This is a genomic window from Microcystis protocystis FBCC-A270 (genome assembly GCF_050500235.1).
Taxonomy (GTDB): domain Bacteria; phylum Cyanobacteriota; class Cyanobacteriia; order Cyanobacteriales; family Microcystaceae; genus Microcystis; species Microcystis ichthyoblabe_A.
Window position 1 is genome coordinate 1,426,892 of sequence record NZ_CP191407.1, and the last position, 13,004, is coordinate 1,439,895.

17 protein-coding genes and 1 pseudogene are annotated in these 13,004 nt (G+C 36.8%); 9 read left to right on the forward strand and 9 right to left on the reverse strand.

Translation table 11 applies throughout. The features are described from left to right. Positions 1-46: 46 nt before the first annotated feature. Positions 47-331: a hypothetical protein gene (locus ACQY1X_RS07080; protein WP_002742048.1), complete on the reverse strand. Its 285-nt coding sequence runs from the start codon at positions 329-331 to the stop codon at positions 47-49. A 70-nt stretch (positions 332-401) separates the two neighbouring features. On the opposite strand from ACQY1X_RS07080, the gene ACQY1X_RS07085 reads away from it, so the two are divergent. Continuing rightward, positions 402-626, forward strand: a complete 225-nt coding sequence (locus ACQY1X_RS07085) for an AbrB/MazE/SpoVT family DNA-binding domain-containing protein (RefSeq protein ID WP_430014256.1) — start codon at positions 402-404, stop codon at positions 624-626. After that, positions 623-1,015: a type II toxin-antitoxin system death-on-curing family toxin gene (locus ACQY1X_RS07090; protein WP_002751129.1), complete on the forward strand. Its 393-nt coding sequence runs from the start codon at positions 623-625 to the stop codon at positions 1,013-1,015. The genes ACQY1X_RS07085 and ACQY1X_RS07090 overlap by 4 nt, the downstream gene beginning before the upstream one ends. On the opposite strand, the gene ACQY1X_RS07095 is transcribed toward ACQY1X_RS07090, so the two are convergent. The 6 genes from ACQY1X_RS07095 to ACQY1X_RS07120 all read right to left on the reverse strand — a co-directional run bounded on the left by ACQY1X_RS07095 (position 1,012) and on the right by ACQY1X_RS07120 (position 5,207). Next, a complete protein-coding gene (locus ACQY1X_RS07095) occupies positions 1,012-1,134 on the reverse strand; it encodes a hypothetical protein (RefSeq protein ID WP_002793363.1) in 123 nt (40 codons plus the stop codon). The genes ACQY1X_RS07090 and ACQY1X_RS07095 overlap by 4 nt on opposite strands. Before the next feature lie 54 nt (positions 1,135-1,188). Further along, positions 1,189-1,470: a type II toxin-antitoxin system RelE/ParE family toxin gene (locus ACQY1X_RS07100; protein ID WP_002793362.1), complete on the reverse strand. Its 282-nt coding sequence runs from the start codon at positions 1,468-1,470 to the stop codon at positions 1,189-1,191. Next, complete coding sequence (locus ACQY1X_RS07105) at positions 1,451-1,678, reverse strand: hypothetical protein (protein WP_172969780.1); 228 nt, start codon at positions 1,676-1,678, stop codon at positions 1,451-1,453. Before ACQY1X_RS07105 ends, ACQY1X_RS07100 begins: the two co-directional genes overlap by 20 nt. Before the next feature lie 122 nt (positions 1,679-1,800). Next, complete coding sequence (locus tag ACQY1X_RS07110; RefSeq protein ID WP_430015728.1) at positions 1,801-2,859, reverse strand: restriction endonuclease subunit S; 1,059 nt, start codon at positions 2,857-2,859, stop codon at positions 1,801-1,803. A 29-nt stretch (positions 2,860-2,888) separates the two neighbouring features. Then, positions 2,889-4,934 (reverse strand): HsdM family class I SAM-dependent methyltransferase, encoded by a 2,046-nt coding sequence (locus ACQY1X_RS07115; RefSeq protein ID WP_430015515.1) that lies wholly within the window; start codon positions 4,932-4,934, stop codon positions 2,889-2,891. A gap of 54 nt (positions 4,935-4,988) precedes the next feature. After that, positions 4,989-5,207 carry a DUF433 domain-containing protein gene (locus ACQY1X_RS07120; protein WP_104398017.1) on the reverse strand — a complete coding sequence of 73 codons (219 nt, stop codon included), beginning with the start codon at positions 5,205-5,207 and terminating at the stop codon, positions 4,989-4,991. Between the two features lie 92 nt (positions 5,208-5,299). Here ACQY1X_RS07120 and ACQY1X_RS07125 point away from each other — a divergent pair, with 92 nt between their 5' ends. From ACQY1X_RS07125 to ACQY1X_RS07135, 3 genes are all read left to right on the forward strand, one after another. Continuing rightward, entirely contained in the window at positions 5,300-5,500 is a 201-nt protein-coding gene (locus ACQY1X_RS07125; RefSeq protein ID WP_002795041.1) for a hypothetical protein, read from the forward strand. 322 nt (positions 5,501-5,822) lie between these two features. Further along, complete coding sequence (locus ACQY1X_RS07130) at positions 5,823-6,050, forward strand: hypothetical protein (protein ID WP_002734104.1); 228 nt, start codon at positions 5,823-5,825, stop codon at positions 6,048-6,050. Then, entirely contained in the window at positions 6,025-6,309 is a 285-nt protein-coding gene (locus ACQY1X_RS07135) for a type II toxin-antitoxin system RelE family toxin (protein WP_002734303.1), read from the forward strand. The genes ACQY1X_RS07130 and ACQY1X_RS07135 overlap by 26 nt, the downstream gene beginning before the upstream one ends. A gap of 124 nt (positions 6,310-6,433) precedes the next feature. On the opposite strand, the gene ACQY1X_RS07140 is transcribed toward ACQY1X_RS07135, so the two are convergent. Then, positions 6,434-7,990 carry an AAA-like domain-containing protein gene (locus tag ACQY1X_RS07140; protein WP_430014259.1) on the reverse strand — a complete coding sequence of 519 codons (1,557 nt, stop codon included), beginning with the start codon at positions 7,988-7,990 and terminating at the stop codon, positions 6,434-6,436. A 360-nt stretch (positions 7,991-8,350) separates the two neighbouring features. On the opposite strand from ACQY1X_RS07140, the gene ACQY1X_RS07145 reads away from it, so the two are divergent. Next, entirely contained in the window at positions 8,351-9,604 is a 1,254-nt protein-coding gene (locus ACQY1X_RS07145) for a competence/damage-inducible protein A (protein ID WP_130757832.1), read from the forward strand. A gap of 207 nt (positions 9,605-9,811) precedes the next feature. Beyond that, positions 9,812-9,946 (forward strand): hypothetical protein, encoded by a 135-nt coding sequence (locus ACQY1X_RS07150; protein ID WP_430015516.1) that lies wholly within the window; start codon positions 9,812-9,814, stop codon positions 9,944-9,946. Between the two features lie 83 nt (positions 9,947-10,029). On the opposite strand, the pseudogene ACQY1X_RS07155 reads toward ACQY1X_RS07150, so the two are convergent. Further along, positions 10,030-11,626: pseudogene (locus ACQY1X_RS07155) on the reverse strand (Hsp70 family protein). A gap of 187 nt (positions 11,627-11,813) precedes the next feature. Between ACQY1X_RS07155 and ACQY1X_RS07160 the strand changes: the two are divergent. Both ACQY1X_RS07160 and ACQY1X_RS07165 read left to right on the forward strand, forming a co-directional pair. After that, entirely contained in the window at positions 11,814-12,413 is a 600-nt protein-coding gene (locus tag ACQY1X_RS07160; RefSeq protein ID WP_430015517.1) for a Uma2 family endonuclease, read from the forward strand. A gap of 99 nt (positions 12,414-12,512) precedes the next feature. Continuing rightward, complete coding sequence (locus tag ACQY1X_RS07165) at positions 12,513-12,980, forward strand: DUF29 domain-containing protein (protein WP_002732981.1); 468 nt, start codon at positions 12,513-12,515, stop codon at positions 12,978-12,980. The last annotated feature ends 24 nt before the right edge of the window (positions 12,981-13,004 follow it).

Sequence of the window (13,004 nt, forward strand, 5' to 3'; positions counted from 1 at the left end):
TTTAAGTTTACACTATCTATAATTATGTTGGTATCAAGCAAGATTTTCACAGGTTATGTTTCTCCTTTAAATATTCCCATTTAGCTTGATCTGGATCAAAATCAGGAGGTGCAGGTTGGGTTTTCTCAAACCAGTTTTGCAAAACCTTGATTTTAGTTGATCTTTTTGGTGTTTCTGGTGCTGATTCAGTGGTTAGGGTTGTGGTATGATCAAGGGTATCTGTAGCTGCCCAAACTACAATTTCCCCTTTTCTGGGGGGTAAATTCAGGGGTTCGGTAATTACTAAGTTACCAGATTGATCAATTTTTCCTTTGAGTTTGTATGCTTGCATGATGTTTTTCATGAGACTCTAGTTTTTATATTATTATCTCAAATTGACTGAATTGGAGGTTATTAACTGAATGTACACCTTAAAAATTAGTAGAGTTGGAAATTCCTTGGCTATAACATTACCTCAAGAAGCTCTGGAAAAACTTAAAGTTCAAGAAGGAGACAGTGTATTTGTCACTGAAACACCAACAGGTATTATTATAACTGCTGGTAATCCTGATTTTGAAAAAGCAATGGAGGCTTACAGAAAAGTCAGCACAAAATACAAAAATGCACTTCATGAGTTAGGGAAATGAATGGAATTTTCTGGTTAGATGAAATAATTGTTAAAGCCATACATGAAGACCAATTAATACAGCATGGTGGTCTGGCGGGTGTGCGAGATAACAATTTATTTTTAGCTAGTTTAGATAGACCGAAAAATTTACTTGCTTATGGTGAACCTACACCCAGTATATTTGATTTAGCTGCGGCTTATGGTTATGGATTTGCTAAAAATCATGCTTTTATAGATGGTAATAAACGGGTAGCTTTCGTAGTAATGGCTATCTTTCTGGAATTAAATGGATATTCGTTAGATGTTCCAGAACCCGAAGTTGTTTTAATAATGGAACGACTAGCAAACGGTCAAGAAAGTCAAGAAACTATATCAGAATGGCTGCGAGAAAATTCTATTAAATATTAAAGGTTATCTGTGGCTGCCCAAACTACAATTTCCACGTTTCTGGGGGGTAAATTCAGGGGTTTGGTAATCACTAAGTTACCAGATTGATCAATTTTTCCTTTGAGTTTGTATGCTTGCATGATGTTTTTTATGAGACTCTGTTTTTATATGATATCATATTGAACAAATTCATTTTAATAAACCTCATCATGACTGCCAATATCTATCAATAAAATAACCATTTCTAATAACTCCTCATCTTGGGAGAAGTTAAAGATAATTCTACAGTTATAAGCAACAGAACAAGACCATAAACCTGCTAGTTCACCTCCTAATTTATGAGACTTCAAAGATGGTGTAAAAGGATCATCAGCCAAAATCCTTAATACATTAATAATTTGATTTTTTAATTCTGGATTTTTCTTTGTAATCTTCTTGAAAGACCTTTTAAATCCACTACTCCAAACAACTTCCATCATCATCTCCTAGTAAATCAGCAATCAAATCATCAACAGTTCCTCTCTTTGCTGTACCATTTTTAAAAGCCTGTTTTAGTTCTTCTGCATTAGTTAAAATTTCAGTTCGTTTTTGATTAATTCGTTGTTTTTGCAGAAAGTTAAATAAATACTCTCGATCTTCTGTGGGTAAATTTTCGATAGAATTAATAATTTCCTGTAAAGTCATCATGGAACCTCCTAATTAAGTAAATTCTAGCTTTGGTAATTCTATTTTAATCTATAAGTTCAGTGGTTGGGGTTGTCATCGCCCAAAAATCAAGACTCACAATAATAGAGATCGCACTATGCTTATTTATTTACGACTGTTTTTATAGCCGCTATTTTTCTGTCAGCATACAAAACAACCTCTTTTATAACGAGTTTTTGAATAGCAGAGATAAAAGTTTCCATGATTGCGTAATTTATTTGGTTGTTTTGGATTGGGAGTGAAATATTTAATTCATCTGCATCTTTTGCATAAAAATTTCTACCATAATTGAATTGACCATTGTAAGATGATTTGTGAATTGCAGTCGTTACAAAAATTGATGCTAGTTTTGGTAATTTTTCAGTATGTACAACCGCAATATGGTCATCTCCTCCATATCTGTAATTTCTGTATTTTGCAGAACCAAACATATCAATAGTAGTTGTGTTTTTAGGAAAAATATTTACATCATTTCCAATAAATGCAGAAATACCCTCATCCGTTTCACCTGCTGTTACAAAAGGTAAATTTCCTGAAATTCTGTCTGCACTTTTTAATCGCTTGCCACGAGTAGATTTTCCAAATAATTTTTCAAGATTGAATGTACCCCATTTTATATTCTCAAAATCATCTAAAACCTGTTTTTCTTCATCTGTTAAAGTATAATCTTTTAATCCAGTAGCTAATAAATAGGCTTCCAGATCCGCTATACGTTCTGCTTCTAACTCCGCTATAAAACTTTCCATAAAATCAAAATCTATTTTGCCGTTGTTAGTAGGAAGCGAAATATTTAAGGTATCAGCATCCTTGGCATAAAAATTTCTACCATAATGAAATTCCCCTGTATAGGATTTTTTATGAATTGCTGACGTTATAAAAATGGCAACAGGTTTAGGTAACTTTTCAGTATGCACAACCGCAATATGGTCGTCACAACCATATTTATAGTTCCGATATTTGGCAGAACCAAACATATCAATTGTTATTGTGTTCTCTGAAAAGACAGTGACATCATTTCCAATAAATGCGGAAATACCTTCGTCTTTTTCGCCTGCCGTTACAAAAGGTAAAGTTCCTGAAATTCTATCCTCACTTTTCAAGCGTTTACCGCGAGTAGATTTTCCAAATAGTTCTTCGAGATTAAAAACTCCCCACTCCACATTTTTCAATTTCTCATGAAGTGGGGTTTTTACTTTCCCAATCTTTCCTCCTCTGTACTTTGTTGTCTTAGAATATTAGAAACTTCCCAAGCTAAATAATCACTTACTGTTTTCTTGAAATCCTGTAAAGTAGGTTTAGTGTCAATAGGTGCTGTTTGATTCCAGTCACTACCATTTTTGGGGTCAATAGTGCCTTCATAATATTCTTTTTCGGTAAAAATATTGAGTTTGCTTTTACCAAAACGCACCAAGTTTACTAACTCTTCGTAGCGTTCTTTGGCGCTGTCAGTGTCTTTTAAGTTGCTGCTGGATTTTTTGCGATTGGTACGAGTGTAACCATCGTTTGAGAAATCAATAAACTTTACTATTTCATCTTTATGGTGTTTTTCATTTACTTTAAAAACATATATATTTGTTTGTACACTAGATTTCCCGATAAACAAGTCAATCGGCATTTTAATACTTGCCAAAAGGGTATGTTTTTCTAATATTTTTTTGTTGTATTCTTTGGCTCTACCTGAACCAGCAGAATTTTGAATAATAATAGCGGCATAACCTTTATTCATCATTGCAAGGGCTTTTTCCACAAAGTTCATCCCATTACCATTCGCAGAATATGGAGGATTTAAGACAAAAGCATCAGCAGGAAATTTGCTATTTGTTTGACCAAAAACGTAGTTCCCGTCAAAATCTTTTATAGAGTCTTTATTTAAAATATTAGAGCTGCCGTCGCCCATCAAAATCATATTTAGAATTGCCAACATATACACACTTGAAAGCAATTCTAACCCAAGCAATTGCTCGGTTTTTATTTTAATTTCTTTTTGAGTAAGTTCCTCAGGAGATTTAATATTATCTTTGGCATCAATAAGCATTTCATTCATCGCGGCAACTAATAAACCTGCCGAACCTGCGGCAAAATCCCACACATAAGAATCTTTGTTTACTCGCGCCAATTTTACTAAAAGAGTAGCGATATAAGATGGGGTAAGCACTACATCGTTTAGTTTATCTTGCGAAAAACCAAGCCAACTATACATTTCATTAAAAAGTTTTCCTGTAAAATCAGTAGTTAAGCCTATTTTGTAATATATTCCTAGATCATCTACAATTTTGCTAAAAACTCTTTTGAGTTGACTTTCACCATTTTCAACTTTATTGATATTTTCAGTTAATAATGTATTGGATAAAGTTCTGATGATTAAATCTTTCTTTTCTGCGGGAATCTCTTTTTCACCTAAAAAAGCTGTAATTTTTCTTACTATTATTTCACCGTCAGTATTGCCTTTTTCAGTAGAAGATTTTAAATCAGATTTTTCAAGAGGAGAAACTTTACCCGGTATTCCAATTGTTGCAATAATTGAAGCAGCAACGAGATATACACGATCATTTTCTCCCAAACCTTTTTCGTTTTGATAAATATCGTTGTTGAGCTTTACTAAGCTGGCATCAATCTCTTTTTCTCGTTGCTCTTTTAGTTTGTCAATTTCTTCCTGTGATAGATTTAATGTTTTTACTTTCTCAATAAACTCATCAAAATTTTTAGGCGCTAAAAAAGAAAAATCGGAAAATTCTCCAACTATTTGTCCGACACCAAAGTTACTTTTAGAAACATAATATACACCGATTTCGTGCTGTATTTTTCCAGTTTCATCTTTGTATCCCGTCATACCAATAGCTATTATACCAGTATAGCTTGTATGATGTAAAACAGCATTTGCATAATGTACTGCACCGTTTACAGCAAAAGAATTTATATTTTTAAAATGTGGCTCATTTTTATTAGTTCTATTCTCAACTTGTCCGTCACTGTCAAGTTTTACAAGTTTATCTTTATAGCCCTTGTACTCAATAAGAATAGGATAATAATTCAAATTTTTGTCTTTCAGTAGAAGTTTTGCATCTGGACGATTTGCCCCTGCTCCGCCATTTTTAGTGAAATAATCAGAAAGTGCTTTGTCTATTTCAGTATTTAAAGGGTCTTGCTCTAATTTATAATCTAATTTATAAGATCTAAGCCACCCATTACCTAACTCTGCAATATTTGGTTCTATTGATTGTGCCATTTTTCCCATTGTATTATCCTACTTTTTCAATTTTATTAAAAATAAATGCAGTAAAAAGTACAACTATTGATTATACAGAAACTTACGATATATTACCCCAAATAAGGATATTATTAATATTTTTTTTGTATAATATTTCCCAATAGCGCAATCATAAAACAATTTACGCATAATCCCTCTAAAAAGTCTATTATATGGATAAACTGTAATTCCCAAGCCCCGTACACAAGGCTTACCACCACATTTATTGGGTTCAATTGTGATATAGCCTCTATAATTCATAATGTGGCAAGTGCATTTTTGCTAATCTTATGATACCATGTTGATACAGGCTTTTGGTTAGCTCTTGCCAATAAAAAAGATACAGTTAATATATGTCAACCATTAAACAAATTGAAGCAGTTATTCTGACGCTGCCACCAGAACAGTTTCAGCAGCTCTGGCAATGGATATTAGAGATAGACTACCAACGTTGGGATGAGCAGCTAGAACAAGACATCGCAGACGGCAAACTGGAGCCTTTAGCAGCAGAAGCGATCGCTGAGTTTAAAGCGGGACATTGCCGAGAACTCTGATGCACTACACAACCCGCAGATTTTGGAAATGCTATGAGGATTTACCCCCTCAAATTCAGAGTTTGTAGGGTGCGTTAGGAGAGCAAAAAGATTATAAAATATACAAATAAATTAAATACGCGACGTAACGCACCATTATTATTAAATAAGATTTTTAAAAACATAATAAAATAAATTATTTAGTAAATATGAGGTGCGTTACGCTGTCACTAATACACCCTACAAATTATCTATTACATCAGAAGATTAATAACAGAAGTCGTGGATCTAAATTTTATCAGAATCACATATAATCAAATTGGGTAAATAACCAAAATAATCTATGAATACGTTAGAACTTCGTGAACAAATCCAAAAATATGTTGAACAACTGTCACCAGAAAAATTACTTGTAGCAGTTGATTTTTTAGCATATTTGGCAACAAGAGAAGATGATGCTACTCAAGAGTTATTAGAGATTGTAGGATTTAAAGAAAATTTTGATCATGCTAGAGAAAATGTAAAACAAGGAAAGGTGATTACTGTTGACAAACTTAAACGAAAATATTAATTATACTGTTGTTATTAGTATTGATGCAGGGGAGTTTTTTGAATCTGCTTCTGCTACTTTACAAAAAAAGTTAGATAGATGTTTTGAACGTTTAAAAATTAATCCTCGTAATCATCCTAATATAAAATCTCTCAAAGGTGAGTTATCAGGTTATTATCGTTATCGAGTAGGTGACTATAGAGTTATTTATGAAATTAATGATGATTTAAAACTGGTAACGATAATTTTTATCGCCCATAGAAGTAAAGTTTATGAATAGCTGAAATAAAAATTAAGCAGCCAATTCTGTAGGGTGTGTTAATTAAATGCAACGTACCTTATAAATTCACCGTTAAATATCTTTGAAAAAAGCATTGTTTCCAAAAATACTTCATTTAAAACACTCAAGCTCTAATCACAGTAATTCTATATTGATTTTCCGTCACCACAACTTCAGTTGATAACCTTTCTTCCATAGGTAAAGCATTTTTCCGCCTATCAAAGATAAATAACCAACCAAAATCTAAACCCAAACGCCCTAAATAAGATTCTAATTGTTCAATTCCATCAGCTTGCGGATTGCGTTTTTTATCCCGCCATACTTTCAATTCAATCCCTAAAATTACATCTTTATACTGCAAACATAAATCCATTCTATCGCTACCAATTGCATATTCCCTTTCTAAAACTCCCCCACCATTAATCACACGATGTAAAAAAGCCATTAATACAATATGCGGTGCGATTTCATGATAGCCAGTGCTACCTAATAACGGTTCTCCGTGCTGTCGCCAAAACTTGAGAAATGCTGTTAATAAAGCATCTAGATTTAACTCCCCTTCTGGTGTTAACCAAGTCGGTGCAATCATTGGTAAAGAAGCCATTGGTGTGACTGTTAAAACTCTGGGTAACACTTCCCGATAAATGGGATTAGCAATAGTTAAACCTCCGTAGGGGTGCATTTTACATAATCCTAAATCAATGACAAATTGAATATCATCATTAGGTATATTCCCTAATTCTAAACCGGCTAACATCGGTTCAATAATGGCTTTAATTCTTGGTTCTCTTAACCTTTCCGCTAAACTATCTAAATGAGTATCTTGACGAGCAATTAATATTTCTTTGGCTGTTAAAATGTGTTCTTTAGTAATAGGAATACTTCTATCTTTTACCATTTTTTCCACAATTTCTTTAGCTAAAGCATTAACTAACCAAGGTTGTCCTTGAGTTAAATCATAAGCTGTTTCTATTGCTTCAGGTGTAAAAATTTGTCCGGTTGCTGCTGTATGTTGTTGATATAATTCTTCTACTTCTGCAAGATTAAAATTTCGCATAGTCAGAGAAGCAACTTTTATATTAAAAGGACTAGAAGTATTTAATCTGTCACTACCTCCCGATGCTACTTTATAATCTCGCACATCTCGTAAACCAATTAATCCTACAGATGAGGGAAAATTTTCAGGACGATTAGGAAAACCATCTCTTAACTGTCGTAAAACTGATATTAATGTTTGGTCTTGTAAAGAGTCAATTTCATCTATAAATAATACTATGGGACGATTGATAGCTTTTGCCCAATCTGATAAAAAAGCCTTGATTCTGCTTCCTGCTTCTTCCTGTTGCCATTCTTTTACAGGTGGTTGCAATTCTTTAGGTAAACGAATATTTATTGTATTATACCATGCCCCTAAAATTGCCAATTCTGCGGCACTAGGATCATGATTAAATGCACTTCCTACTTCCACTGATACCATGACTGCGGCATAATTTCCTGTAGCAGTAAGTTGTTTTGCTAGGGATAACATTGCGGTGGTTTTCCCCGTTTGTCGTGGTGCGTGTAGGACAAAATAACTACGTTGTTGAATTAGCTCCTCTAAATCTGGTAATCGTACTGTGGGAGAGAGCATATAGTGGATATCGTTGGAACAGGGACCGGCAATATTAAACCAGCGAGTCATAGAATTTTATTATTTAGTGGACATTTTAATTTTAGATGATTTTGGTGGGGTTTGTAATGGCGGGAAGGAAGAGGTGATGATCGGCAATACCTTGTTATGCTTGATTATGATCAATTATTGTTATATAGAGGAATCCTAGGCTGATTTTACGTTTGCTAATGGGTAGTGATACTAAATCTGGTTATTAAAAGTGGCATTTAATATACAAGACTTTGATTGTTGATAGCTTACTGGTATAATGTGGGAGCGCATTGATATGGTTAACTTCCATGACCATCGTTACCGAAACCCGATCGCACTGCGGTGACAGGAGATCAGTTGATGATCAAAATTGAAAATTTAAGCTAATTGTCAAAAATTATGGCCGCTGAAATTATTTGTGTAGGAACGGAATTATTATTAGGGGATATAGTTAATACTAATGCCCAATATTTAGCTCTAGAATTGGCAAAATTAGGCATTCCCCATTATTATCAAACGGTGGTGGGGGATAATGTGGAAAGACTGAAAAAAGCGATCGCTATTGCCCGAGAACGTTCCTCAATTTTAATTTTTACCGGGGGACTGGGACCTACTCCCGACGATTTAACCACAGAAACAATCGCCGATTTTTTCCAAACGCCCCTTAGAGAAGATAAAGAGATTTTAGCAGAAATCGAGGCTAAATTTACGAGTTTAGGGCGAGAAATGCCTCCTAGTAACAGTAAACAGGCTTTAATACCCGTGGGAGCCGATTTTTTGCCAAATCCGACCGGAACCGCCCCCGGCATGATCTGGCAACCAGAGACTAACGTAACTATTCTCACTTTCCCCGGAGTACCCTCAGAAATGAAGAGAATGTGGGTAGAAACGGCCATTCCTTACCTAAAAAGTCAAGGATGGGGCAAAGAGAGGATTTATAGTCGTTCTCTGAAATTTCGCGGTATCGGTGAGTCAGCTTTAGCGGAAAAAGTTGCCCATTTATTTGATCTGACTAATCCCACCGTTGCCCCCTATGCTGGTTTAGGCGAAGTGCGTTTGCGAATTGCGACGAAAGCCCCTTCTTTAGAGGCTGCTTTGCAGGTAATTGAACCGGTAGCGACGGAAATTAAGGAAATCGCCGGATTAGATTATTTTGGGGCCGATGATGATACTTTACCCTCGGTAGTGGGGGAACTGTTGCGGCGACAAAAACAAACTTTGAGTGTGGCAGAATCCTGTACCGGAGGGGGATTAGGGGAAATTATCACCCAAATCGCCGGCAGTTCCGATTATTTTTGGGGTGGGGTTATTTCCTACGATAATCGGGTAAAAGTTGCCCTCTTAGACGTAAATGAGCGGGATTTAAATAATTTCGGGGCTGTCAGTGCCATTGTTGCCCAACAGATGGCTCTAGGAGTGCAAAAACGCCTCGCTACCGATTGGGGGATCAGTATCACGGGTATTGCCGGACCGGGAGGTGGCAGCGAGACAAAACCCGTGGGCCTAGTTTATATCGGTTTAGCCGATCCTCGGCGAAATGTCACCGTATCAGAGCATCGTTTCGGAGAAAATCGATCTCGCTTGACTATTCGCCAGATTAGTGCTTATACCGCCCTCGATCGCCTACGACGGAACTTATTAACAATATCTTAAAAAAGAATTACCAAGAATATATACTCAGACTAAAAAGTTATGTTAAGCTTAATATAAGTACAAGATATAGATTCCCCCGTTCGTCAGATTGAACAGCCAAACGATAAAAATTAGTTAAAATTCTCTAGAATCAAGCTTTTGCGTGGCTGTTGCGGGGATCAATCGACGAAAACTCATAGCTAGTATCTCAAAGGAGCCATTTGGTCAATGGACTATTTAGATGAAGTGATAGAAAAATTGAGAGAATGGGCGCGCAAACTGGTCGAGAGTGTTTTTGGTGGTCCGGAACCCGAACCCGAACCCGAACTAATCCCGATCCCCGTGCGCGATCACAGTCGATAAAGCCACCAGTAAAACAGAATATTGCGATAATATCAGTGCAAACTTACTATGAGTCTGCACTTGATTTTTAGGTGAAGCCGGGTCTAGCTTAATTTGGTGACAATTTGATTATTTAGTAACAATTCTTGACTGAGTAAATCTTCCACATTAATCCGCAGAAAACACTGATCATCAATCCAGAACTGCACTTTAATGCGATCTTTACCCCGGAAACCTAAAGGAGCGAGTTTAGCGATCGAACGGGCCCCCCTCGCGATCATTTAAGGGTTGGACGCTAGTTTCTCCATTACTCAGGGAACGAGTAATTAATTTATCACCATCAAAATAAACCTCCATTGCTCCACTTTCTGTGCCTAATTCGCCGATAATTAACTCAATGCTGGGTTGATTGTCCACGGAAGCACCTAGGACTAATTCCACGGGTTTTTCCATGGGATAGGGTTGTCCAGAGTTAATAATTGGATGCCAAGCGTGGGCATTTTTGCGACGATTCCAGTAACGAATGCCGTAGCTATGATAGAGAAAATCTTTGACTTGATAACCTTGGGCTAATTGTAACGCTCCCAAAGCGATCGCTTCAAAGGGTCGATCCTCTTTAATTTTACTACTATCAAAATACTGTCGCACCCAATCTTTTACCGCCGGAATTTGTACAGTTCCCCCAACTAATAACACCGCATCGATGTCGCTAACTTCAATTCCATTGCGTCTTCCCTGTTGCAAAACTCCCGTCATTAAATCATCTAATTGATTAAAAAAGTTTTGTTGTTGGAGAATATCGGTCAATTGTTTTCGATCTAGGCTTAACTCGTAACTCTCGAAATTTTCCTGATCAAAATATACCTCCTCGGCGGTTAATTGGGAAGAAAGTTGAATTTTTAATCTTTCTGCTAGACGAGTAGTCAAGGAAGTTTTCGCTAAAGATTGCTTTTGGGCAAAATAATCGACAATCCAATCATCGATATCTGACCCCCCTAAATTTATCCCCGCCTTGGCTAAAACCCTCGCTAGTTTAGTTTTTTGGGCGGAATTATTGCCTAAAAGTTTTTCTCCACACTTGAGAATAAAACCTTGATTTTTTTGAGGATTATCTAAATCTAATTGTACCAAAGAAAGATCGAGGGTGCCACCGCCAAAATCTACCACTAAAATCACTTGATCCCCAGTGGTTCCATAACCCAAAGCGGCGGCCGTGGGTTCATCAATTAGTCGAATTTGTTCGATTTCCCATCCCTGACAAACATTACTTAACCAATTGCGGTAACTTTCAAAACTATCGACGGGGACGGTTAAAACTAGAGATTGAGGGGTTTCCAGGGTGGTGTTTTTTAAGTTGTCGATGATGCTATCGAGAAACCATTGGCCAACTCCCTCGAAACTGAGGACAGTTTCCTCTAATTCCGGTAAAAATCCTTGAATTTTTGCCCCGATACCTCGTTTAAAGCGACGAAAAAAACGCGGATCTTGATCGATATCTAAACCCCGATCGCGCACTGCTTGACCAGCAATTACTTGCAGAGGATTGGCTGATTTAATATAGAGTAAACTGGGAATTAGGGGCGGATTGTCGGCTATTTGTTGGGATAACTCCGATAATTTCACGGTTTCGGCCCTATTTGTCGCCCCATTCCAACGAGTAATGACGGTATTACTGGTTCCGAAATCAATAGCGTAGAACACGATCGATAGTTTTTAGGTAAATTTAGTTAATTATTGGCTATTGTAACCTGTTATTTAGTGAAACCGCCCGATTGAGGTGGAAGTTTCCCTAAAAAATCGGGAATTTGTTCAGCGCAAGCTAAAGAATTCTGTGCAGAAACTTGACCAATAATCTTTAATAGTATAAGTTGCACCTGATCAAAGGATTATGTTAGCAGTTACTACCTCACCCGAAACCCTCTCCTTAGAAATTCCTAGCGCGATCGCTCTCTCTATCACCCTTGAACAGTTTGAAGCCCTTGCGGAGGTCAACCGGGACTTAAAATTAGAACGTACAGCCCAAGGAGAATTAATCGTGAATCCCCCGACAGGTGGCGAATCAGGACAGCGAAATTTTAGCTTAACGACTCAACTGGGTCGCTGGTGCGAAGAAAATGAAGCTTTAGGAGTCGGGTTTGACTCTTCCACTGGATTTATACTGCCAAATGGGGCGATTCGTTCTCCCGATCTATCTTGGGTGAGTCGAGAACGCTGGGAATCTTTAACCCCTAAGCAGAAAAAAGGATTTATTCCCCTCTGTCCCGATTTTGTGGTGGAATTGCGCTCTGAATCCGATAGTCTTGACAAATTACAGAAAAAACTGCTTGAGTATAGGGAAAATGGCGCAAGGTTAGGCTGGTTAATCGATCCCCAGAATCGGCAAGTTGAAATTTATCGTCAAGGAAAGGAAGTAGATATCTTAAAAAATCCCACTGATTTGTCAGGTGAAGATGTTTTACCTAATTTTAGCTTAAATTTAAAGCTCTGATGTTTTAAGGAGTAATCCTGCGATATTCTGCCAATGTTTTTGAGATCGGGGAGTCGCTTTAAAATTATCTAAGAATTCTTTTTTCTAGGTCATCATCAAATGAGCATCGAAAAGTCTTTAGTTTCCTCAGGTAAAAGTCTTTATCAAGAAGATTTCTACCGATGGTTACAAGAAACCGCTAATTTACTCAAAGAACATCGTTTTGAAAAATTAGACTTAGAAAATTTGATCGAAGAAATTGAAACGATGGGAAGGAGTGAAAAACGAGAACTAGAAAGTCGCTTAACCGTCATTGCCGAACATTTGCTTAAATTGACTTACTGGCTAACTGAAAAGGAAGCAAACGCTCAAGGGTGGCGCAGCACAATTGTTGAACAACGCCGACAAGTTCAACGCTTATTAAAGGAGAGTCCAAGTCTGAGAAGATTGATTCCTGAAATCTGGATAGATTGTTACCAAGCAGCCAGAGAAGATACTGTCAGAAAGTATCTTCTCTCTGCTGATTTATTCCCAATTGAATCACCCTTTGCCCTTGCAGAAATCCTTGATTCTGACTATCTTCCTTAAAACTAAAGTTTGGTGTTTTATCGA